General features: G+C 71.9%; 21 protein-coding genes. 16 read left to right on the forward strand and 5 right to left on the reverse strand.

All coding sequences use genetic code 11. The features are described 5' to 3' along the window. The first annotated feature begins 68 nt into the window (after positions 1-68). Complete coding sequence (locus ACZ5D2_RS09145) at positions 69-1016, forward strand: alpha/beta hydrolase (protein WP_371681407.1); 948 nt, start codon at positions 69-71, stop codon at positions 1014-1016. Between the two features lie 10 nt (positions 1017-1026). After that, the gene (locus ACZ5D2_RS09150; RefSeq protein WP_371680794.1) at positions 1027-1770 is read left to right on the forward strand and encodes a helix-turn-helix transcriptional regulator; all 744 of its coding nucleotides are present in this window, start codon (positions 1027-1029) and stop codon (positions 1768-1770) included. A gap of 44 nt (positions 1771-1814) precedes the next feature. Here the strand turns inward: ACZ5D2_RS09150 and ACZ5D2_RS09155 are convergent, their stop codons facing one another. Next, a complete protein-coding gene (locus ACZ5D2_RS09155) occupies positions 1815-2417 on the reverse strand; it encodes a hypothetical protein (protein WP_468928317.1) in 603 nt (200 codons plus the stop codon). A gap of 324 nt (positions 2418-2741) precedes the next feature. Here ACZ5D2_RS09155 and ACZ5D2_RS09160 point away from each other — a divergent pair, with 324 nt between their 5' ends. After that, positions 2742-3476, forward strand: a complete 735-nt coding sequence (locus ACZ5D2_RS09160; RefSeq protein WP_468928318.1) for a dienelactone hydrolase family protein — start codon at positions 2742-2744, stop codon at positions 3474-3476. Positions 3477-3491: 15 nt separating this feature from the next. Here the strand turns inward: ACZ5D2_RS09160 and ACZ5D2_RS09165 are convergent, their stop codons facing one another. Continuing rightward, complete coding sequence (locus ACZ5D2_RS09165) at positions 3492-4151, reverse strand: rhomboid family intramembrane serine protease (protein ID WP_468928321.1); 660 nt, start codon at positions 4149-4151, stop codon at positions 3492-3494. Between the two features lie 212 nt (positions 4152-4363). On the opposite strand from ACZ5D2_RS09165, the gene ACZ5D2_RS09170 reads away from it, so the two are divergent. Beyond that, on the forward strand, positions 4364-4873 hold the full coding sequence (locus tag ACZ5D2_RS09170) for a RidA family protein (RefSeq protein ID WP_266844560.1): 510 nt from the start codon (positions 4364-4366) through the stop codon (positions 4871-4873). A 118-nt stretch (positions 4874-4991) separates the two neighbouring features. Continuing rightward, entirely contained in the window at positions 4992-5810 is an 819-nt protein-coding gene (locus ACZ5D2_RS09175; RefSeq protein ID WP_468928323.1) for a hypothetical protein, read from the forward strand. A 19-nt stretch (positions 5811-5829) separates the two neighbouring features. On the opposite strand, the gene ACZ5D2_RS09180 is transcribed toward ACZ5D2_RS09175, so the two are convergent. After that, positions 5830-6573: an SDR family oxidoreductase gene (locus tag ACZ5D2_RS09180; protein WP_371680799.1), complete on the reverse strand. Its 744-nt coding sequence runs from the start codon at positions 6571-6573 to the stop codon at positions 5830-5832. A gap of 173 nt (positions 6574-6746) precedes the next feature. Between ACZ5D2_RS09180 and ACZ5D2_RS09185 the strand changes: the two genes are divergently transcribed. The 4 genes from ACZ5D2_RS09185 (at position 6747) to ACZ5D2_RS09200 (ending at position 11567) form a co-directional block, all read left to right on the forward strand. After that, a complete protein-coding gene (locus tag ACZ5D2_RS09185) occupies positions 6747-7598 on the forward strand; it encodes a helix-turn-helix transcriptional regulator (protein ID WP_468928326.1) in 852 nt (283 codons plus the stop codon). A 138-nt stretch (positions 7599-7736) separates the two neighbouring features. Continuing rightward, complete coding sequence (locus ACZ5D2_RS09190) at positions 7737-8819, forward strand: SGNH/GDSL hydrolase family protein (protein WP_468928328.1); 1083 nt, start codon at positions 7737-7739, stop codon at positions 8817-8819. 213 nt (positions 8820-9032) lie between these two features. Continuing rightward, on the forward strand, positions 9033-10604 hold the full coding sequence (locus ACZ5D2_RS09195) for an AMP-binding protein (RefSeq protein WP_468928330.1): 1572 nt from the start codon (positions 9033-9035) through the stop codon (positions 10602-10604). Between the two features lie 75 nt (positions 10605-10679). Next, positions 10680-11567 (forward strand): hypothetical protein, encoded by an 888-nt coding sequence (locus tag ACZ5D2_RS09200; RefSeq protein WP_371680803.1) that lies wholly within the window; start codon positions 10680-10682, stop codon positions 11565-11567. Positions 11568-11632: 65 nt separating this feature from the next. Here the strand turns inward: ACZ5D2_RS09200 and ACZ5D2_RS09205 are convergent, their stop codons facing one another. Beyond that, positions 11633-13621, reverse strand: a complete 1989-nt coding sequence (locus ACZ5D2_RS09205; protein WP_371680804.1) for a hypothetical protein — start codon at positions 13619-13621, stop codon at positions 11633-11635. A gap of 215 nt (positions 13622-13836) precedes the next feature. Here ACZ5D2_RS09205 and ACZ5D2_RS09210 point away from each other — a divergent pair, with 215 nt between their 5' ends. From ACZ5D2_RS09210 to galK, 7 genes are all read left to right on the forward strand, one after another. Continuing rightward, positions 13837-15183, forward strand: a complete 1347-nt coding sequence (locus ACZ5D2_RS09210; RefSeq protein WP_468928332.1) for an ABC transporter substrate-binding protein — start codon at positions 13837-13839, stop codon at positions 15181-15183. Further along, positions 15180-16103 carry a carbohydrate ABC transporter permease gene (locus tag ACZ5D2_RS09215; RefSeq protein WP_371680806.1) on the forward strand — a complete coding sequence of 308 codons (924 nt, stop codon included), beginning with the start codon at positions 15180-15182 and terminating at the stop codon, positions 16101-16103. The genes ACZ5D2_RS09210 and ACZ5D2_RS09215 overlap by 4 nt, the downstream gene beginning before the upstream one ends. Continuing rightward, positions 16100-16930, forward strand: coding sequence for a carbohydrate ABC transporter permease (locus ACZ5D2_RS09220; RefSeq protein ID WP_371680807.1), 831 nt, complete (start codon positions 16100-16102; stop codon positions 16928-16930). Before ACZ5D2_RS09215 ends, ACZ5D2_RS09220 begins: the two co-directional genes overlap by 4 nt. 2 nt (positions 16931-16932) lie before the next feature. Further along, on the forward strand, positions 16933-18717 hold the full coding sequence (locus ACZ5D2_RS09225) for a glycoside hydrolase family 36 protein (RefSeq protein ID WP_371680808.1): 1785 nt from the start codon (positions 16933-16935) through the stop codon (positions 18715-18717). Beyond that, the gene (locus ACZ5D2_RS09230) at positions 18714-19727 is read left to right on the forward strand and encodes a LacI family DNA-binding transcriptional regulator (protein ID WP_371680809.1); all 1014 of its coding nucleotides are present in this window, start codon (positions 18714-18716) and stop codon (positions 19725-19727) included. The genes ACZ5D2_RS09225 and ACZ5D2_RS09230 overlap by 4 nt, the downstream gene beginning before the upstream one ends. Before the next feature lie 113 nt (positions 19728-19840). After that, positions 19841-20890 (forward strand): galactose-1-phosphate uridylyltransferase, encoded by a 1050-nt coding sequence (gene galT, locus ACZ5D2_RS09235; protein ID WP_468928336.1) that lies wholly within the window; start codon positions 19841-19843, stop codon positions 20888-20890. After that, positions 20887-22086, forward strand: coding sequence for a galactokinase (gene galK / locus ACZ5D2_RS09240; protein WP_468928338.1), 1200 nt, complete (start codon positions 20887-20889; stop codon positions 22084-22086). The genes galT and galK overlap by 4 nt, the downstream gene beginning before the upstream one ends. Before the next feature lie 32 nt (positions 22087-22118). Here the strand turns inward: galK and ACZ5D2_RS09245 are convergent, their stop codons facing one another. Next, the gene (locus ACZ5D2_RS09245; RefSeq protein ID WP_371680812.1) at positions 22119-22961 is read right to left on the reverse strand and encodes an alkaline phosphatase family protein; all 843 of its coding nucleotides are present in this window, start codon (positions 22959-22961) and stop codon (positions 22119-22121) included. Between the last annotated feature and the right edge of the window lies 1 nt (position 22962).

Consider the following 22962-nt stretch of genomic DNA (forward strand, 5'->3'; position numbering starts at 1 on the left):
ATGGTGCGGCAGTGTGACGCAGCTCTCCGGAAAAGGGTGACATCACGCTGTCGCGCACGGCCGTGAGCATGGGCGACATGATGATCACGGACGAGGACTGCCTCGCGGAGACCCTGACGTTCAACGAGCGGTTCGAGGCCACCGCCGCGAGCCGACCGCAGCGCACGGGAACGCCGGACGCCGCCCTGCTGGCCGGCCTGCGGCGCAACCGGCTCGGCGGCGACACACCACCGGTGAGACTGGCGCACGGCCAGGACCGCATCGTCGGGGACGGGGTGAAGGTACGGGTTTTCAGGCCGGACCACGTCGACGGCGTGTACCTCCACATCCACGGCGGCGGCTGGATGTTCGGTTCCTCGGACGGGCAGGACGAGAGGCTGTGGCGCCTCGCCGAGCGGGCACGGCTGGCCGTGGTGAGCGTGGAGTACCGCCTCGCACCCGAACACCCCTTCCCCGCCGGGCCCGACGACTGCGAAGCGGCGGCCCGGTGGCTGGTGAAGCACGCCCCGGCCGAGTTCGGCACCGAACGGCTGTTGATCGGAGGCGAATCGGCCGGTGCCCACCTCAGCGTGGTGACGCTGCTGCGCCTTCGCGACCGGCACGGCATCACCGGCGCGTTCCGGGCGGCCCACCTGCTCTTCGGCCCCTACGACCTGTCGATGACACCGAGCCAGCGATCGTTCGGCTCCCGGCTGCTGCTGAGCAACACCGACACGCTGCGGTGGACCTACGAGCAGTGCACGCCGGGCATGGGGGCGGAGCAGCGCCGCGATCCCGAGGTCTCGCCGCTGTACGCCGACCTCGCCGGCCTGCCGCCGGCCCGTGTCGTCGTCGGCACCGAGGATCCGTTGCTGGACGACTCGGTGTTCCTGGCCGGGCGGTGGCGGGCGGCGGGCGCGCCCGCGCAACTCGAACTCGTCGCCGGTGCCATGCACGGCTTCACCCTGTTCCCGCTGACCGTCACCGAGCGGCAACTGGTGCGCGAGCAGGAGTTCCTGGCCTCCGCGGGACGGTAGCGTCGTGGGCATGAACCGTACGGTCCGGCTCTACGCCCTGGTGGAAGAACTGCGCGCGGTGGCGCCGCGGCCGATGACGGTCGCGGCGCTCGCCGCGCGGTGCGAGGTGAGCACGCGTACGGTGCAGCGTGACCTGCAGGCGTTGATGCAGACCGGTGTCCCGGTACGTACCACGACCGGGCGGGGCGGGGGCTGGTCCATCGACCGGGAGATGACCCTGCCGCCGATGCACTTCACCGCCGATGAAGCCTCGGCACTGGCCGTAGCCCTCGCCGCCGCGGATGCCTGCGCCCCGTACGCCGGTGCGGCCCGTACGGCAGCCCAGAAGATCGCGGCTTCGATGACCGGTCCCGCCTCGGCGGCGGCGCGACGACTCGCCGTACGGATCGTGGCGCAGCCCTCGCCGAGCGACTCCACGGTCCGCGCCGCGGTGGAACGGGCCCTCAGCACGAACACGGTCCTTCGGCTGACCTACACGGACGCGGCGGGCCGAGGAAGCGACCGTGAGGTGGAACCGGCCGGGCTGCTCACCGCCGACGGCCGCTGGTACCTCATCGCCTGGTGCCGCACACGACGGGCCGGCCGGGGCTTCCGGCTGGACCGCATCACGGCGGCGGCCCCCACCGCTGAGCCGGCCCAGCCCCACGACCTGGCCGAACTGCTGCGCGGCTCGGCCGCATCCGGCGCCGTGCGGCCCACCACACTGGCCCCGCTCGCACCCCACCTCGACCAACCGAAGCCACCACGCCGGTGAACCCGTGAAGGAGCCGGGCTTGCGGATCCTCGCCACAGCGGGCGTCAGCCCCGCGGGCCGTGCGCGTCGGCGCCTGCCACCCTTTTGAGGATGCAGCGCTCCCCGTTGTCGGGATCACCGATGTACGTCCAGAGCATCGGGGCCGCGGTCGTGCCGGTCGCCTCGTAGCTGCTGCTCACACCGTCGCGGGCGAATACGAAGCGAAGGGTCGACTGTGGCGGGCCGCCCTCGGTCTGTGATGCCGATCGGAGGTCCCAGGTCCCCGTACCCGTCTTGACCGAGGCGAGGCCGAACCCGGAGATGGCCTGGCTCTGGGGGTCGAAGTAGTCGCCACAGGCGGACGAGGCGCTGAACGTCCCGTCCCCGGCCAGGACGAGGCTGCCGCCTTGTCCGTCTTCCCACACCCCTGCCGCCTCGGCACTCGTCAGCACGACGGCGTCGCCCGGAGCTCCGGGCACCCAGAGGCGTCCCAGGAAGACCATCGCGACCAACGCCACCACGGCGCAGACCACGGCCAGGAACGCCAACGCGGCGCAGCCCAGGGCTCCGGTACAGCCGCCGACTGCAAGCCACTTTCCGTATCGCCGGGGAGGGGCGGGGGGCCACGGCGTGGTGGGTGCGGGGGGCCAGGGTTCAGCGGTGGACATGGGTCTTCCTCGGGCTTGGAGCCGGCCACGGTTCTGGCCGGCAGCGCCATCTTGCACGGGCCCCGGCCGGCTGACAGCAGCGGGTCCCATGCGGACACCCAGGCCAGGGCGTTGGCACGGACCCTGCCCGATGGGCTACGTTGTGGGGCTATGACTACCGGGACGGCCCTGCGCCACACACGGATCGGTGACCCGGTGCTCCTCTGAGCGCCGTACGGGCCGGTGCCGGCCCGCAGTCGGACCGCGCATCCGGCGCTGCCGCGCGGGCTCCGCCTCCTGTCGTGTCGATCACCACTCGATACGTCAACCACGACAGGAGAACACATGCCCACCACGATGCTGCACGTTCCCACCGCCGATGGCCGGGCCGACGCCTTCGCCGCCTTCCCCGAGGGCGGCGATCGGCACCTGGGGGTCCTGATGTACCCGGACGGCTTCGGAATCCGGCCCGTGCTCCGGGAAATGGCCCGCGAACTGGCCGGGCACGGGTACTACGTACTCGTTCCCAATCCCTTCTACCGGCACGGCCCCACCCCGGTGATCGAGCTTCCCGAGTACATCGGAGAAGAGGACCGGCCCGCCGTTCTCGCCCGGCTGATGCCCTTGATCGAGGAGCACACCGCCGAGCGTGCCCGGAGCGACGCCGAGGCCTACCTCAGGTTCCTCACCACCCGGCCCGAGGTCGCCGCCGGACCGGTCGCGGTGACCGGTTACTGCATCGGCGGCCTCCTGGCGACGCGCACCGCCGCGGCCCACCCCGGCAGGGTGGCCGCCGTCGCGGCGTTCCACGCTCCCGTGGCGGCGGACGGGCTCGACGCCCTCGCCGGGATGACGGCCCGGGTCCACTTCGGCCACGCCGAGAGCGACCTGACGCCCGAGTCCCTGGGCGAACTCAACCAGGCCCTGGACGCGGGGGGCGTCGACCACACCTCCGAGATCTACCCCGGCACCGTGCACGGGTTCACCATGTCCGACACCGACGCCTTCGACCCCGCCGCTCTGCAGCACCACTGGGACCGCCTGCTCCCCCTCCTCGACCGCGCACTGACCGGCGGCTGAGTCCGCACAGCCGAGTCATCCCGACAGGGGCGAGCGCGCGGGCACGGTCAGCGCGACTCCCAGCGCGGCGCCGACAAGAAGGCCCACGCCGTGGTTGTTGGTGAGGAGACACAGGACGAGACCTGCGGTGGGGACGAGGAGGGCCACCCACCGCAGGGCGACGACGCCGCCGCACACCGCGTACCAGGTGGCGAGCGCGCCCACGAGGCCGCAGATCGCCACCGAGTCGCCGCCTCCCCGAACGCTCCAGCCGGCCATGCTCACCGCCTGTGCGCCGACCCCGCTCGCAGCGAACACCAGCATCGTCCGCCAGGGGCCGAACTGCCGCTCGGCGACCGGAGCCACAACGGCGAGGGCGGCCAGGTTGAACAGGAGTTGGAGCCATCCTGACGACTGCACCGCCAACGCGGTCACCGCTCGCCACCACGCACCATGAGGGTGTCGCGCCAGCGCGTCGATCGTGCCGGGGACGACCGTCTGGACCGCACCCAGCACCACCATGGCGGCCACCAGCCCCACGGCGACCCCCGGGACCGGCCGCCGCCACGCCCGCAGCAAGGCCACAGGAGGAGGTATCTCCCCGCCGTCCTCCGCGGCGAGGGTCGTCAAGAGCCGGATACCCGGCACGATGACGGCCACCGCGCATCCATAGAGCAACACCATGTGCATGTTCATGATCGAAGCCTGTCAGACGGTGCGGCCACGCCCGAAAGGCACCGCCGCGCGAGGGGCGACGCGCAACGGCCTTCGCCGGAGGGCGCGTTGACGGATACGCGTACTTCCGCTCGGTGGTTCCACGTCCAATCGATTCCCGTTCGAGGAGTTCTCGCTCATGCCCTGTCAATGTCGGGGCTCCAGGCTCCACTCGGCAGGAAAGGACGAGGGAAATGACCAAGTCAGGGCGCAGGTTCGGCATCACCGCGGTGGTGGCCGCGGTCGTGGCCGCGATGATCACTTTCACGGGACTGCAGGGAGCCAGCGCGCAGGACCAGGGGCGTCGCGGCTGGGACCACTTCGGGTTCGGGGTGCCGTGGGAGGGGTCTTACGGGTACTCGCAGGCGATCAGAGCCGGGGACACGGTCTACATCTCGGGCCAGCTGTCGCATGACGCGGCCGGGAACCTGGTGGGCGTCGGCGACTTCGAGAAGCAGGTGCGCACGTCGTTCGACAACCTGGACAAGGTGCTCGCGCACTACAAGATCCCGCGCAGCCAGATCGTCAGCATGAAGATCTACACCAAGGACCTGCGCAAGAACTTCGACACGGCCGCGCGGCTGCACAAGGAGTACAACGGCAACCACCGCACGACCGACACCATCCTCGGTGTCACGGACCTCGCGTTCCCCGATCAGCTGGTGGAGATCGAGGCCGTCGCCCTGGTGTCGCCGCGCTCCTGACCCAGCGGGCCGCGCGGCGGTAGCCGCGCGGCCGCTGTGCGGCCCGCCGGGCGCGTACACACCGGCGGGCGTCCTGTGAAGTCCAGGGCCTACGATCGGTCGCCGGGGGTGGCGCGCGATGGGGCTGTGGCGCAGGCGGAGGAACCGGGCGACCGCCGAGACGGAACCCGGGACGGAACGGGCACGACCGCAGGCGCCGGAGCGGGACCCGGAGCCGGGAGCGGATCCGTGGCAGGACTGGCTGAGCCGTTCGTCCGGGGCGCTCGCCGTCCGGCAGTGCTGGGCGGACGCCGCCGAGCAGACCGCTCGGCTGGGCGAGGACGGCTACCGCGAGCGCCTGGGCGAGCTGCTGTCCCGACTGTCGCCCCGCGACTTCGCGGCCCTGGGCCTCGGCTGCACCCGCCGGATCGACCGCCCCTGCCGAGAGCCGCGGACCTGCGCGCAGGACCCCGTCCCGCCGCCCGCCGGCGAGCGGCCGGTTCCGCGCGGAGGCCCGGTGGCCGGCGCCTGCAGCGGCTTCTGGGACTGCTACACCCGGTTCGGGGTGCGGGCCGCTTTCACCGCCGACGACCGCCACCGGGCGGTGACCGTCCAGGGGCGGTGGTCCGGGGTGATGCTGTGGGTGGACGGGATCCGGGTGGAAGCACCGAACTTCCTCGACGACACCGGCTACTGGGTGGACGCCCGCTTCTACGTCACGGAGACGGCCGCCCCGGACGACCACCCCCTTCACGGGCACGTCGGCATGGGTGAGATCGCGGTGCTCTCGCTGGTGATCCACGACGTCACCACGGCCACCACCCACATCGTGGACCCCGAACCGCACGAGAACTGGTCCTGCCCGGTCGCGGTGCTCCGCGCGGGGGAGTGGCGCCTCTACCCGACCCTGGAGGCCCACGACGGCGACCGCCCCGACCGCACCCTCACCCTCCCGTGACGAGTCCGCGTCCGGCCGGTCAACGGGCGCTCGCGACCGGACGTACGACGATCTCGTTGACGTCGACCTCCGGGGGCTGGGCCAGGGCGTACGCGATGGCCCCCGCGATCGCCGAGGCGGGCAGCGCCACGGCGCGGTAGGCCTTCATCGCCTCCCGGGCCACCGGATCGCCGATGGTGTCGGCGAGCTCGGACTCGGTGACGCCCGGGGACACGAGGGTGACCCGGATGCCGCCGGCGGATTCCTGGCGCAGGCCTTCGGAGATGGCGCGGACGGCGAACTTGGTGGCGCAGTAGACGGCGGCGGTGGGCGAGACCTCGTAGGCCCCCACGGAGGCGATGTTCACGATGTGCCCGCCGCCCTGGGCGCGCATCGGGGGGAGGGCGGCGGCGATGCCGTGCAGGACGCCCCGGACGTTCACGTCGAGCATGCGGTCCCACTCGTCCGTCCGCAGGGCGTCGAGCGGAGAAAGCGGCATCAGGCCCGCGTTGTTGACCAGTGCGTCGAGGCGGCCGTAGGCGCCGAGCGCCGCCTCGACGAAGGCGCGGGTGTCCTGCGCGTCCGTCACGTCCAGCCTGCGGAAGAAGGCCTCGCCGCCCGCCTCGGTGATCTCCGCTGTGATCCGTTCGAGCCGGTCGGTCCGGCGCGCGCCGAGCAGGACGCGGTACCCGTCCGCCGCCAGGCGGCGTGCGGTGGCTTCGCCGATGCCGCTGCTGGCGCCGGTGACGGCCACGGTCCGGGTGACTGCGGTGGTGTCGGTCATGTCTGTTCCTCCTGGGGGAAGTCCCGTACGGAGCCGCGGAGTCGAGAGGCCGACGGGCTCGTACGTTTTCGTGTTCCGGAGTCTGGTGCGGCGGCCGGGGCCGGGCCAGGACGGTCCGTGCCGGGGTACCGCGCACCCAGGTTCGCGGCCGGCGCCCGGTCTAGCCTGGGGAGATGAGCAGCAATGACCTCGGCGACTTCCTCCGGGCCCGCCGCGCACGACTGACGCCGGATGACGTCGGGCTGGCCTCCTACGGGCGCCGCCGGGTTGCGGGGCTGCGCCGGGAGGAGGTGGCGGTCCTGGCCGGAATGAACGCCGACTACTACACCCGTCTGGAACAGGGCCGCGAGCGCGGCCCCTCGCCGCAGATCCTCGACGCGATCGGCACGGCCCTGCGCCTGGACCGCGAGGGCCTCGCCCACCTGTACCGGCTGGCGGGCGGCGGGCCGCGGCGTGACCGGGCGCAGCCGAGGGAGACGGTCGCGCCCGCGCTGCGCCGGCTGCTGGACGGTTACGCGCACACCCCCGCGTTCGTCCTCAACCCCGCGTTGGACCTGCTGGCCGCCAACGGCCTGGCCGAGGCGCTCTTCTCGCCGTTCCGGGCTGCGGACAACCTCGCCTTCATGACCTTCCTCGATCCCGCGGGCCGCGCCTTCCACGCGCGGTGGCACCGGTCGGCCGGGGCGGTCGCCGCCGCCCTGCGCCGCGCGGCCGGCCTCGAACCGCACTACCCACGCCTGCGCGAGGTGCTGGACGTCCTGCTCGGGGCGAGCGAGGAGTTCGCCGCGCTCTGGTCCGCGCACACCGTCGGCGGAAAGACCCGCGAAGCCAAGGAGCTCGTCCATCCCGAGGTCGGCCCCCTCTCGCTCTCCTACCAGTCCTTCGACGTTCGCGGCGCACCGGGACAGCAGCTCGTGATCTACCACGCGGAACCGGGCAGCCCCGGCGACCGGGGCCTCGCCCTGCTCGGCAGCCTCCACGCCACTCGCCACACGCAGCCGCGAACCGGTACCGGAGCACGGTGATCAGAGCCGGAGATCCGGCGGCAGCGGGCGGCGAGAGCGATGTCTCGTCATATGCCAGATGTCTAGGCGTGTGTCGCATTCCTGCGCGTAACTGTGTGTAGTGTTGCAGCTACACAAAGTGCCGCCCGGAAGGTTTCCATGTCCAGCATCCAGCCCCAGTACGTCGCGCTTGGTGACTCCTACAGCGCCGGCCAGTACATCGGCGGTGACGCCAACCTCGTCCGCGAACCGGTGGGCGGCGGCCTCGGCGGCCGGGACGGCGACTACACCGGCCGGTCGAAGGACAGCTATCCGCAGCAGCTGGCCCACACCGTCCTCTCCGGGCACGAGTTCATCGACGTCACCTGTGGCGGCGCGACGATCGACGACCGCGGGCTGGGGCTGGGAGGCATCCTCATCCCGCAGACGGTCTTCGGGGGCCCGCCCTACGTCCCGGTCGACGGCAGCGGCATGCCGCAGTTCACCCCCACCCCGCGCCCCGCTCAGATCGACGCGCTGAGCGCGGCCACCACCCTGGCCACCGTCGGCATCGGGGGCAACCAGTACAACCTCGGCCAGATCATCGCCACGTGCGCCACCCTGGGCGCGTCGTCCTTGGGCAGCCCCGGCACCGACTACTACCGCAACACCGCCGAGGGCCGGGCGGACCTCGCGCAGAAGGAAGACGACCTGCGCAGCGGCTTCGCGAAGATGATGCCGGAGCTGCGCGAGCGTGCCCCGCACGCCCGGTTCCTCTTCGTCGGCTACCCCACCCTGTTCCCGACCGCGGCCGGGCAGGGCACCTGCGACGGCGGTCTGGACGAGAACATCACGATCAAGAAGGGCGACATGCCCTTCATCCAGGAGCAGTTCGCCCTGGTCGACTCCGTCATCCGCGACGCGGCGCAGACCCACGGGCACACCTACGTCGACATCGCCGAATCCAGCCGCGCCCACCACGTCTGCCGTGAAGGCGCCGAGAAGTGGATGTTCGGCCTCTACGGCCGCTACGAGTTCGACGACCGGCTCGACGGCTACAGGCCCGCCCGCTTCCCCGCCGGCAAGGACATGCCGCCCTTCACCCCCGGGTGGACGGCCTGGTTGCAGGGCCTGCTCGCCCACGGCGGTGGCATCTTCCGCGGCAACGAGACCCTGACCACGTTCCACCCCAACAAGCGCGGAGCCGACAACCAGACCGCCCAGGTCGCGGCCGCGCTGCGCAAGGCCGGCATCGTGCAGTGACACCCCTGTCCAGCCGGCCGCCGGGGAGTCCGGGGCGCCCGTGCGCCGGCTGACGGCTCCGGGCGGCCGACCTGCACGGCCACCCGGAGCCACGTCACCCTGACCCGCGTGGCCCGGCGCGGGTATTGGCCGGATGTCGGCGTCCGGCTTGGGCGCGTGGATCAGTGACCGTTAACCTCCCGCTCGTTGCTCAAGTCAACCAATGGGGACGGTATGGACGACGGTATGTACGACGGTATGGACGACACCACCGAACACTTCCACAGCCACGTGGAAGAGATTCTTGACGCCCTGGCGAAGGAACCGGGCCGTGAGGCCCTGGTACACCGGGACCGGCGCGTGAGCGCGGGTGAATTACGCGGCCTCGTCCACGGCATGGCACGTGCACTGCGCGCCCAGGGGGTGACACGCGGTCAGACGGTCACCCTCCTCGCAGGCAACCTTCCCGAGACGATCGCGGCCCGCTACGCCGCCGGGCTGCTCGGCTGCGCCGTGAACCACCTCTACGCAGGCCTTTCGGCCGATGTGCACGCCGACATCCTCCGGGACGTCGAGACCCGGGCACTGATAGTCGACCCCGCCCACCGCGAGCGCGCCGCGGACCTGGCCGGCCGGTTGCCGCTGGAACGGGTGCTGGTCCTCGGCGGAGGCGCAGGCGCAGGCGCGGGCCTTGACCTGGTGCGGCTCGCCGCCGAGGAATCCACCGAAGACCTGCCGGGCTCGGCGCAGCCACAGGACATCTGCACCATCCGCCACACCGGTGGGACCACCGGTCATCCCAAGGCCATCTGCACGACCTTCGGGCAATGGGTGTCCATCGGACCGGACTGGTCCGAGGAGGGGCAGGTCAGGGCTCTGGTGTGCACCACCCTCGCGCATGCCGCGGGCCTCATGGCGGACACCACCCTGCACCGCGGCGGCACCGTCGTCCTGCTGGACGGGTTCGAGGCCGGTGCCGTGCTCGGCGCCATCGAGCGCGAGCGCATCACCCACACGTTCCTGCTGCCGCCGCTGCTCTACCAGTTGATGGACCACCCCGACGTCGACCGCACCGACACCTCCAGCCTGCGCATGCTCACCTACGGGGGCTGCGCCTCCTCCCCGGCCCGTCTCGCGGCGGCGGTCCGGCGCTTCGGCCCCGTGCTCAACCAGTTCTACGGCCAGAACGAAGCGGGCGGGATCAGCATGCTCTCCCCCCAGGACCACGATCCGCTGCGCCCCGAACTGCTGCGAACCGCCGGGAAGATCATGGAAGGCGTCGAGGTCACCGTCCGTGACGCCGACGGACGGCACCTGCCCGCCGGCGAACACGGCGAGATCTGCGTACGTTCCCCCCACGTGATGCAGGGCTACTGGAAGCAGCCCGAGCTCACCGCGGAGGTACTGCGGGACGGCTGGCTGCACACCGGTGACATCGGGTTCGTCGACCCGGACGGCTACATCACGATCGTGGACCGGCTGAAGGACATGATCGTGGTGGTGGGAGGCCACGTGTACACGGTGGAACTGGAGGACGTGCTGAACTCCCACCCGCAGGTCCTGCAGAGCGCGGTGCTCGGAGTCCCCGACGCCAACCTCATGGAGCGAGTCCACGCGGTCGTCGTCCGCGCGCCGGGCGCCGACGTCGGCGAAGAGGAGCTGCGCGCCATGGTGCGGGAGCGGAAGGGCGCCATGTACGAGCCCGCGAGCTTCGCCTTCGTCGACGCGCTGCCCCTGACCGACGCGGGCAAGCCGGACAAGAAGCTGCTCCGCAGCCGGGCGGTCGAGCCGGCCCCGTCTCCCTGACCGTGACCTGCGGCCCCCTCCACTCGCGGTCGGTGACGTACCCGCCCGATCGGGCCCTCCTCTAGGGTCGGCGTCATGAACACGCAGAACCCGACACTTGAGTCACTCCTTTCGCAGCTCGCCCGGCGAGATGCCGTGTGGCAGGTCGAGAAGGACCTGAAGGCGCTCGGATCCGAAGGGATCGGCGGCCTGTTGGAGATACGGCGCAGCGGGCCGGGCGCCTTGCGCCGCCATGCGCTGCACGCGCTGGCGTTGACCGGTGCCGGGGACGAGCTGAGCGACCGGGACCGGCGGGCGCTGGAGCGTCTGGTCCGGATCAAGCTGCCGACCGACCGGCCGCTGGACCACCACTGCCCGTACGTGTGGATCGCCGTGCCGGCGGCTGCGTACGAGGGTGTCTTCGACGCCCTGGGGCTCCACGACCGCATCCCCGCGACCATGGCCATGGGGATGTCGGCGGTGGAGCACGACACGGCCGTGACGACCGGCCCCGACGGCGAGGAGACGACCGTCCGCCGGGCATTCGTCACGCCCGAGTTCGACGGTTGGCGGATGGTGTTCGGCGGCCCGGTGGCCGGCTGCGCCGAGGAGGAGGTACTGGCCCGGGTCAGCGCGCACTGCGGGCAGGCCCACTTCTACTTCCGCGACGCCTACGACGACCAGCACGGCTGGGCCATCGCCGAGCAGGGCCGGGTCATCCGCTCGTACCAGACCTACCGCGAGCCGGCATGGACGGGCGACCCGCTGCCCTGGGAGACCCCCCAGACGGAAGACGAGTACTGGGAACCCGGCCTGTACGAACCGAACGCCTCCTGCGAGGCGAACGCCAACGCAGTGGCGGAAACGGTGACCGTCGACCCGGAGGAGATCGACGAGAACACCCCCATGAGCGGTCACGGCTGGCTGGCCGTCACCGCTCCCGGCGTCGGGAACGGGCCGTTCCCCGGAGCCCTGGAGATCTGACACCCGCCCGGCACCCTGCCGGGCGGACGCCGCGCCCCGGCGGTCTCCCACCGGGCCGCCGGGGCTCAGTCGGCCTGGACCGTGACCGTGCGGCCCGGGGCGACGAGCGGGGTCACGTAGGTGTACGTCACTCCGTCGATCACCTTGGTACGGGCCGGGCGGGCCACCCCGTTGACCTTCAGCGTGGGGTAGGTGCCGGGGAATCGGGCCTCCCAGGTGTAGGAGGAACGGCCCGAGGTGTGCGTGAGCGAGGAACGGGTCGCCCCGTCGTGGCGCAGCGAGAAGGCCGAGTCGCCGATCCGCAGGTCGTCGATCTGCAGCCAGTCCATCCCCGAGGGCAGCCGGGACTGGGTGCTCAGGGAGTGCGCGGGCGCGTCGGGGGAGACTCCCAGCAGCCCTTCGACGGTCTGGCCGAGCAGGGTGAAGGAGACCTCGGGATAGTCCCCGTTGGTGCCCTGCTTGGTGTTGACGTGCTGGATGTCCTTGTGGTCGTAGACGTCCTTCATCCACTTCCAGCCGGTGTCCGCCCGGTTGTTGCGGAAGAAGGTGTCCGGCAGGTAGGTGAGGGCCTCGATGTTGTCGGGGCGGCCCGGGCCCGAGGCCTGCTGGTCGATGTAGTCGAGGTAGGCCTCCCGGCGCGGACCCGGGTCGAGGATCTGCTTCATCGGCATGAACCAGCTGTTCTCCTTGCCCCAGCCGGTCAGGGCGCGCCCGTCCGTGGTGTAGCCGCGCACCATGTCCGCACCCGAGCCGGTCCCGCTCCAGGTCGAGTTGAAGTACGCCTTCAGGTCCCGGGCCTTGGCCCCGTAGCGGTCGGCGAGCGCGACGTCCCCCTTGGAGCGGGCGAGCGAGGCCATCGCCAGGTAGGCCTGGTACTGGGAGCCGATCGCGTCGCCGGCCTCGGCGAGCGGCTCGCCGCTCTGCTCGTTGTAGCTGGCGGTGCCCTGGAAGATGCCCTGGCCGGTGCCCTCGGCCACCTTGACGGTCCCGTTGTCCTTGAGCCCGTCGTGCAGGGTGACGAACTCGTCGGTGGCGTGCCGGTAGAAGTTCCACAGGACCGGATCGTCGACGTAGGAGCGGTCGCCGCTCCAGCGGTACGCCTCCTCGGACTTCTGCACCAGCTCGAAGGTGGCGGGCACCTCGCGGACGAAGTTCACCGGGCTCCTGTAGTCGATCGACAGGTAGGTCTTCGCATCGAAGTTCAGGGCCCAGGCCGGGTAGTACTTGTGCTCGGGAGTGGCGGAGGCGGCGAAGGAGCGGAGCATCGTCCGGTTCTCGGCGTTCAGGGCGAGCACCCCGGCGCCCGCCAGTTGGTGGGCCGTGTCGCGCGAGTAGTAGCCGCTGCGGTTGGCGTAGCCGGCCCAGTAGGAGGCGGCGTAGGCGCCGGTGCCGCTGCCGCCGGTGTGGTTCTCGTCGACGTTGAGCGGGCCCTGGGTGCCCGGCAGCTGTACCCAGCTGTTGGCCTTCCGCTTGGACCAGTCGAACATCTCGACGATCTTGGGGTCGGAGGAGCTGATCTTCGGGTCCGCGGGGGAGGCGGGCGAGAGCATGACGTCGTCGGCGTTGACCCAGCCGTCCCCCGACTCGAAGGCGATCTCCAGCGTGTCGCCGGGGGCGAGGGCGATCCGGCTCAGGGTGTAGCGCCGGTAGTTCGTGGCGCTCGGCAGGGTCAGCGCGGCGGCCACCGTGCCGTTGACGCGGGCGACGTAGCGGCCGTTCGGCCCGCCGGTCGCGATCCAGGCGGATATGTCGTACGTCCCCCGGCCGGTGGCCGTCACGGTCTGGGACACCTTCATCGCGGGTCCGGCGTCCAGGTAGGCGAGGCGGGCCGCGCCGTGCGGATAGTTCGTGGCGACTCCGGTCCCGGCGGTGAACTGCCACCCCGCAGCGCCCTGTTCGAAGCCGGGGTTGACGACGGGGAGCGGGGCGGGCGCGAGCGGTACGGACCGCCCCGCGGCCGGGCCCGCCGCCGAGGCCTGGCCCCCGAGGGCGAGCGGGGTGAGCGGGAGGAGCAGGGCGAGGGCGGACAGGAGTGACACACGGGAACGCGTCATCGGGTTCTCCCGGGTTGTGGCGGGGCGGCCGGTCTGCACGGCGCGGGGCGGGCGGCACGCTAGCAACCTCCACTGAGGGTCTGCAATGAACTTGTCAGAATTCACTGCCGGATCGAACTGAAAGATTTCAGTGAAGTCTTGCAAGCGTGGAGGCGTCTCGTTACAGTCCTGCCCCATCGGCTTTCGTGACGGTGCGAGCAAGGGGTGGGTCAGGTATGGAACTGGAACGTCGGAGAGTGCTGCGGATGGGCGGCGCGGTCGCCGCGGGGGCCGGGCTCACCGCCCTGACGGCCTGCTCCGGAACGGGCGCCACGGGTCAGGAGGGGGCCGCCGGGGACAAGGACAAGGGGAAGATCTCGGTGTGGTCCTGGCAGGGGCCCGCCGCCGAAATGAAGGCCCTCGTCCCCGAGTTCAACAAGAAGTACCCCGGGATCGAGGTGACGGTCGAGGACATCGGCAACCCGGCGATCTGGGACAAGATCACCACCGGGCTCGCCGCCAACGGCCAGGGCCTCGCCGACGTCCTGCACATCGGTGTCGACTACCTGCCGGGCTACGTGGAGAAGTTCCCCGGCGGCCTCGCCGACCTCGGCCCGCTGGGCGCGAACGCCTACCGGGACGCCTTCGCACAGGGCATGTGGCAGACGGTTTCCCCCGACGGCAAGCGCGTCAACGCCCTGCCCTGGGAAGCGAACTCGGCGGGCTTCTACTACCGCGCCGACCTCTTCGAGAAGGCCGGGGTGGACGCGGAGGCCCTCCAGACCTGGGAGGAGACCATCGAGGCCGGCAAGGAGATCAAGCAGAAGACCGGCGCTCACCTGCTGGGCATCGACAAGCCCGCCTCACAGGCCGACGCCGCCAACTTCTTCCAGATGCTGCTCCAACTCCAGGGTGCCTTCTACTTCAGCCTCTCCGGCGAGATCACGCTCGACTCCCCGGAAGCCGTGAAGGCCATGACCCTCATCAAGACGATGAACGACGCCGGCCTGGTCAGCGATCTCGCGGGCGGCTGGAACGCCCTGATGAGCTCCCTGAAGCAGGGGACCGCGGCCGTCCTGCCCATGCCCACCTGGTTCGGCGGCATCATCCAGGAACAGGTCCCCGAGGAAGCGGGGAAGTGGAAGGTCAGGCTTCCCCCGGCCGTACGCCGGGGCGGCTCCAGCGCGGCCACCGTCAACTCCACCCACCTCGCCGTCGCGGGCGCGAGCAAACACCAGGCGGCGGCCTGGTCCTTCGTCGAGTTCGTCCTCACCCGCCCGGCCTCCCAGGTGCAGATCTACAAGGGCAAGGGCATCGCCCCCGCCCTGATGAAGGCGTACGACGACGCGGTCTTCCACGAGCCGTCCCCCTACTTCAGCGGTCAGAAGAAGGGAGAGGTCTTCCTGGAGGCCCTCAAGGCCCCCTCGCCCGCCTTCAACTACACCGCCGATTACGCCCGTGCCCTCAAGCTGGTCACCGATGCCCAGTCCAAGGTGCTGCTGGGCGGCGCCGACCCGGCGAAGGTGCTCAAGGACGCCGCCGACCAGCTGGGCCGGCAGACCGGGCGCAAGGTCCGCCGATGACCGCCACGCTCACCGGCGGCAAACCCCGGGCCGTCGCCTCCCGGGGGCCGGCCCCCCGGTCCCGGCCCCGTCGGCGCGTGGCGCCGTACCTCTTCGTCCTGCCCGCGCTGCTCCTCTTCGCCGTCTTCAAGATCTACCCCATCGGCCGGTCCTTCGTGATCAGCCTGCACAAGACCGTCGGCGGGTCCGAGCGGTTCGTCGGCGCCGACAACTACACGCGCCTGATGGGCGATCCGCTGTTCTGGACCGCCCTGAAGAACACCGCGGTGATCCTCGTCGTCCAGGTGCCCGTCATGCTGGCCCTCGCCACCGGGCTCGCCGTGGCCCTGAACTCCACCCTGCTGCGCGGCCGCGCGCTCTTCCGGCTGGGCTTCTTCCTGCCCATGATCACCGGCCTGGTCGCCTACGGGATCGTCTTCTCCGTCCTGCTGGGCAAGGACTACGGGCTCGTCAACTGGCTGCTGGGGCTCGCGGGTCTGGACCCGGTGCCGTGGCTGACCGACCCCCTGTGGGCGAAGGTCTCCCTCGGCCTCGCGCTCACCTGGCACTACACCGGGTACAACGCGGTGATCCTGCTCGCCCGCCTGCAGACCGTGCCCGCCGAGCTGTACGACGCGGCGGCCGTGGACGGAGCCGGTGCCTGGACCTCCTTCCGCCACGTCACCCTGCCGGGCCTGCGCCCCGCGCTGCTGCTCACGACGGTGCTCTCCACGATCGGCACCCTGCAGATCTTCGACGAGCCGTACGTGCTCACCGGGGGCGGCCCGGACAACGCCACCCTGACCATCGGCGTGTACCTGTACCAGAACGCCTTCAAGTACTTCGACTTCGGATACGCGTCCGCCATCGCCTACGCCCTGGCCGTCCTCATCGGCATTCTCGGCGTGATCCAGTTCCGCTTCCTGGGGGACAAGTCATGACGCCCGCCCGCCACCGCGGCAGGAGCATCCTGCTCACCTCCGGACTCGCCATCGTCCTCGCCGCCGTCCTGATCCCCTTCTACTGGCTCGTGGTCGCCGCCACGCACAGCTCGGCGGAGATCTTCGACAGTCCGCCGCCGCTGCTGCCCGGCGGCCACCTGGCGGCCAACCTCCACACCCTCCAGGACACCGCGCAGTTCGGCCGGGTGGTCCTCAACTCCCTGTTCATCGCGGTGATCTACACCCTGTGCGCGGGAGCCGTCTGCACCCTGGCCGGCTACGGCTTCGCCAAGTACCGCTTCCGGGGCCGTGAGGCCCTGTTCGGACTGCTCATGCTCGGGCTCGTGGTCCCCGCCCAGGTCACCCTCGTACCGCTCTTCCAGATGATGGCCGGGCTCCGGTGGCTGGGCACCTACCAGGCCGTGATCATGCCCAACCTGGCCCTGCCCTTCGGCATCTTCCTGATGCGCCAGTCGATGGCCGCGCTCCCCGACGAACTCCTCGACTCGGGGCGCATGGACGGCTGCGGCGAACTGCGACTGTTCCGGAAGGTGGTGCTCCCGCCCATGAAGCCGGCACTGGCCGCCCTGGCGATCTTCCTCTTCCTCTACCAGTGGAACGACTTCATCTGGCCGCTGATCGTCCTGCGCGACGGCGCCACGTTCACCGTCCCCGTCGCCCTGGCCTCCCTGCAGGGCCTCGACGAAACCGACTACGGCGCGATCCTCGCCGGAACGGCCGCCGCGGCCATCCCCATGGCCCTCGTGTTCCTGGCGCTGCAGCGCCACTTCGTGTCCGGCCTGCTCGCCGGCGCCGTGAAGGAGTGACCGTGCACACCACCACCGCCTCGTCGGACGGCTCCGGGGCCGTGACCACCGCGGGGCTGACGCCCGCCCGGGGCGAGCCGCTGCTCGACGGGGTCTCGCTCGCCGTCCTCGCCCACGCTCCGGGCACCGATCCCCGCTGGACCCTCGGTGAACTCTCCGGGGGGCTGCGCGTACTGGAGGTGCGGGCCGACGGCGCCCCCGTCGAGCTCCGCTTCTCCGTGCCCCTCGGTGACGCCGCCGGATACTGGCACCCTCAGGGCGGCTGGCAGCGCACCCTCCTCGCCGACTGGGAGGGCCGGTCCCGGGTCTCGCTGGTCGACGGACACGCCGCCGGATGCCTCTACGACCACACCGGCGCCACCCTGCTCACCTTCGCCGCCGCCGACCCGGTGCCCGAGGCGGCCCTGCGCTTCGGGGTCTCGGAAGAGAACGACACCCACGTCGTCCACCTCCACCTGCCCGCCTCGGCGCGGGCCCACCGGATCCTGCTCGTCCCGCGGTCGCCCTCGGTGGCGCGGGCCATGCGGACCCTGCGTGCCTGGTTCGGCGCCGGGACCGCGACGGCGGTGGTGCCCGACGCGGCCCGCACGCCCGTCTACTCCACCTGGTACGCCTTCAACCAGGACGTCGACGCCGCCGCCGTCGAAACCCAGGCCGCACTGGCCTCCGCACTCGGCTGCGGAGCGCTGATCCTCGACGACGGCTGGCAGGAGCTGGGCCACGGGCGCGGCTACGCCGGCTGCGGGGACTGGGAGCCCGACCGGGCCAAGTTCCCCGACTTCGCGGGGCACGTCGCCCGGGTCCGCGATCAGGGGCTGAGCTACCTGGCCTGGGTCGCGCCCCTGCTCCTCGGCCCCGAGGCCGCCTGCCACCGCCGCTGGGAGGCCTGCGCGCCCGCCCCGGCCACCGTCCCCGGCGCGCACGTGCTCGACCCCCGCCGCCCCGAGGTGCGCGCGCACGTGGTCGGCCTCTGCGCCCGGCTGGTCGACGCGTACGGGCTCGACGGACTGAAGCTCGACTTCCTCGACCAGGCCATGGTGTACGCGGGCGACGGCGCCGGGGACGTCGGACAGGCCATGGTGACCCTGCTGACGGAACTGCGCGCGGTCCTGGAATCCGTACGCCCGGGGGTGCTCCTGGAACTGCGCCAGCCCTACACGGGGCCCGGCATGGCCCCCTTCGGCAACATGCTGCGCTCCTTCGACTGCCCGGCGGACGCGACCGCGAACCGGGTCCGCACCCTCGACACGTCACTGCTCGCCGTCGGCGGAGCCGTCCACTCCGACATGCTCCTGTGGTCGGCCGACGCGCCCGTGACGACGGTGGCCCGGCAGCTGATCGGGGCCCTGCACTCGGTGCCGCAGATCTCCGTACGGCTGGACCGGGTGCCCGCGGCGCACCGGGAGGCGATCGGCTTCTGGCTGGCGCAGTGGCGGGGCCACCGCGAGCTGCTGCTGGACGGGGACGTGGAACCGGGCCGGCCCGACGAGCTGTACCCGCTGGTGCGGGTGAGCGCCGGGGACCACTGCCTGCTGAGCGTCCACGGCGACCGGGTCGTCCCGCTGGACCTCTCCGCGTACCGCCACTTCTGCGTGGTCAACGGCTCGGACCGGGACCGGGTGATGGTCGAGGTGACGGGCGGCGGGGGCCGGGTCCAGGGCGTGGTCCACGGGCCGGACGGCCGTATCATGGACGATCCGCCGACGTACCTGCCGGAGGGAGCGCACTCGCTCTCCGTGCCGCGCGGCGGCATGGCATCGCTCACGATCACGGAAGGACCGCGATGAAGGTCGGGATCACCGAGGTCGCAGCCCGCGCCCAGGTCAGTGAGGCCACCGTCAGCCGGGTGATCAACCGGCGCCAGGGCGTGTCGAAGAAGACCCGGGACGCGGTCGAGCAGGCCATGACGGAGCTCGGCTACGAACGGCAGGTCCAGGGCCAACTGGTCGCGGTGATCACCGAGTTCGTCTCCAACCCGTTCTTCGCCGATGTCGCCGAGCGCATCGAGTCGGCCCTCGCCCCGCACGGGCTCAAGACGATCCTGTGCCCCGCCTTCCCGGGCGGGGTGCAGGAGCGGGACTTCATCTCCGCGCTCGTGGACAAGGGAGTCGCGGCCGTGGTCTTCCTGTCCGCGTCCAACACCGTCGACGGCGCCGACACCGAGACGTACGAACTGCTGCGCCAGCGCCGGGTCCCCTACGTGGGGATCAACGGCGAGTTCGCGGACGGGGTGCCCACCCCGGTCTTCTCCACCGACGACGCGCTCGCCGCCGAACTGGCCGTCGACCACCTCCACCGACTGGGCCACCGCAGGATCGGGATGGCCTCGGGCCCGGCCGGCAACCAGCCCGCCGACCGGCGGGTGCGGGGTTTCGTGGAGGCCATGGCCAAGCGGGGCATCGAGGAGCCGGAGCGCTGGGTGATCCGGCAGTCCTACACGGTGGAGGGCGGCCAGGCCGCCGTCGGCCCGCTGCTCGCCCTGGGCGCCACCGCGATCGTCGCGGCCAGCGACTACATGGCCCTCGGGGCGATCCGGGGCGTCCGCCGGCACGGGCGTTCGGTGCCCGGGGACGTATCGGTGGTGGGCTACGACGGCTCGGCCATCACCGAGTTCACGGATCCTCCCCTGACCACGGTGCGCCAGCCCGCCGACCGGCTGGCGCTGGAGGTGGGCCGCAGCGTACTGGCACTGGTGAGCAACCGGGACGTGCCGACGGGGGAGCTGCTGTTCGACCCCGAGCTGGTCATCCGGGCGACCACCGGGCCGGCGCCCGTGGAGCCCGTCCCCGGAGCCTGACGACCGGGAGAACCAGTCGGAAAGCAACAGGACCACATCGAGTGGTGTTGGTTTTTGTAGAATCATCAGCTCCACGCTGTTGATTTGATTTGAAATCTGTTTAGTCTTGGCGAGTGAAGAAGACTCTTGCGAAACTCGCGGACGGCCGCGAACTGATCTACTTCGACACCGACGAAGGCGCCGTGCGCGATGCGCCCGATCCGCGCCCGCTGGACCGGGTGAGCAGCCACCCCCAACTGAGGCGGGACGAGGCGACCGGTGACTGGATCACCATCGCCTCCCACCGGCAGGACCGCACGTACCACCCGCCCGCCGGCGAATGCCCGCTCTGCCCCTCACGGGACGGCCGGCTCAGCGAGATCCCGGCCGACGACTACGAGGTGGCCGTCTTCGAGAACCGCTTCCCCTCCCTGGCGGGCGGGGCCGGGCGCTGCGAGGTGGTGTGCTTCACCCCGGACCACGCGGCCGGATTCGCCGACCTCACGCCGGCCGCCGCCCGCCTGGTCCTGGACGCGTGGACCGACCGCACCGCGGAGCTCTCGGCCCTCACGGAAGTCGAGCAGGTGTACTGCTTCGAGAACCGGGGGGCCGAGATCGGGGTGACCCTCGCCCACCCGCACGGCCAGATCTACGGCTTCCCGTTCGTCACACCGCGCACCGCCAAGATGACGGCCGCCGCGACCGCACACCGGGCCGCCACCGGACGCAACCTCTTCGAGGACCTGCTGGCGGGTGCCCGCGCCGCCACCGACCGGGTGGTGACGGCCGGGGAGCACTGGACCGCCTTCGTGCCCTACGCCGCCCGCTGGCCGTACGAGGTGCACCTCTACCCGCACCGCCGGGTCCCCGATCTGACCTGCCTCACCGAGGCCGAGCGGGCCGAGTTCCCGGAGCTCTACCTGGACCTGCTGCGCCGGTTCGACCGGCTGTTCCCCGTACCGGGGCGGCCGCAGGGGCCGGGCCCCACCCCGTACATCTCGGCCTGGCACCAGGCCCCCCGCACCGGGGGGGAGGAACTGGCCCTGCATCTGGAGCTGTTCACCGTGCGGCGGACTCCCGACAAGCTCAAGTTCCTCGCCGGGACGGAGTCCGGGACGGAAGCCTTCATCAATGACGTGGCCCCCGAGGAGGCCGCGCGGCGACTGCGGGAGGCCCTGGCGTGAACCGGACGGCTCAGTGGGACGACGACAGCCGGGCCGACGGCGTCGCGGACGTCTTCGCGCGGCTCTTCGCAGGGCCCCCGGACGGGGTCTGGGCGGCGCCGGGGCGGGTGAACCTGATCGGTGAACACACCGACTACAACGACGGGTTCGCCCTGCCCATCGCCCTCCCGCGGAACACCCTGCTCGCCGCCCGCGCGCGCACGGACGGGCGGCTGCGGCTGCACAGCGCGCAGGGGAAGGGCGGGATCACCGAACTCTCCGTGGACGGGCTGGCTCCGGGGTCGGTGACGGGCTGGGCCGCGTACCCGGCCGGCGTGGTCTGGGCACTCGCCGAGGCGGGCCACACCGTCGGGGGAGCGGACCTGCACTTCGACAGCACGGTGCCCACCGGCGCCGGCCTCTCCTCCTCGGCGGCGCTGGAGTGCGTGGTCGCCGTCGCCTACGACGCGCTGTACGGGCTGGGCCTGCCCGGGCCCGAACTGGCCCGGATCGGCCAGCGCGCGGAGAACGCCTTCGCGGGCGTCCCCTGCGGGATCATGGACCAGATGGCCTCGGTCTGCTGCACCGCCGAGGCCGCCCTCCACCTCGACGCCCGTACCCCGCAGGACCACCGGCAGGTGCCCCTCGACCTCCGGGGCCAGGGGCTGGGGCTGCTGGTGATCGACACCCGGGTCTCCCACGACCTCGCCGACGGGGCGTACGCCGCCCTGCGGGCCGGCTGCGAACGCGCGGCCGCGCTGCTCGGGCTGCCCGCCCTGCGCGACGTGGACGCCGGAGAACTGCCGAAGGCCCTCAAGGCCCTGCCGGCGGAACTCGTGCCCCTGGTGCGCCACGTGGTGACCGAGAACGCCCGGGTCGCGGAGGCCGTCACCCGGCTGCGGGAGGGCGACGCGGCGGCCCTCGGCCCGATCCTCACCGCGGGCCACGCCTCGCTGCGCGACGACTACCGGGTCTCGTGCCCGGAGACCGACCTCGCCGTCACCGCCGCGCTGGAGGCCGGGGCGCTCGGGGCCCGGATGACGGGAGGGGGCTTCGGGGGCTCCGTCATCGCGCTGGTGGAGGCGGGGCGGGAGGACGCGGTGGGCGGGTCCGTCACGACCGCCTTCGGTGCGGCCGGCCACCGCCCCCCGCGCCTGTTCCCCGTCACCCCGGCGGCCGGCGCCCGCCGCCTCACGGCCGAGCGCGGGAAGCGGTAGCCCGCCGGGTCAGGGGTCATGGGGCAGGGGGGTCAGGGGGTGAAAGCGGCGCCGTCCAGGGTCCAATGGGGATCCTGGACGATGCCGAGCGCGGCGTACACGTGCGCGGCGACATCGGCGTGCCGGACGCCCGGCACGGTCGCGCCGGCGGGCAGACCGGGGCCGCACGCGGCCACCCACGCGGTGCGCTCCCGCTCGCTGCGACCTCCGTGGCCCCCCTCCTCGCGGTGGCCGTGGTCGGTCACGACGATGACCGTCCACTGCTCCCCGGCGTGGCCGGGGCGCCCGCGCACGGCCTTGACGATCCGTCCCAGGCGGCTGTCCGCGGTCTCGATCGACCGGCGGTACTCCTGACCGCAGCCGAGGAAATGGGCGGTCTCGTCGACGGCGCCGAGATAGACGAAGGAGGCGTGGAGTTCCTCTCCGGAGCCCAGTACGCGTGCCGCTTCGGCCGTCACTGTCTCGTCGGCCTCCTCCCAGGCCTGAGGGGTGTCCTCGCGGGGGGCGATGAAGCTCAGCCGGCTGGGGGCGGTGAAGAGCGGCCCGCCCTGCCGGGCGAGGAACAGGGGTGCCCAGCCGCCGACGGCGAAGGTGCGCCGCCCGTGTTCGAGGGCCAGGCGGGTGGTGAAGTCGGGGAAGACGTCGAGCCGGTTGCCGTCGAGACGGTTGCCCCACACCCCGTGTTTGGCGACGCCGACCCCGGTCACGATGGTGGTCCAGCACGGGCCGGACATGGTCGGCGTGGCGTCGTCGATCCCGACGGGCGCCAGGAAGCCCGCGCGGGCCACTTCGTCGAGGTGAGGTGTGTCCAGCTCCGGCAGCAGGTCGAGCCGTACGCCGTCGATGCCGACGACGAGGACGTGGCGGTTGTCCATA

It is taken from the genome of Streptomyces sp. NPDC031479, from assembly GCF_055581065.1.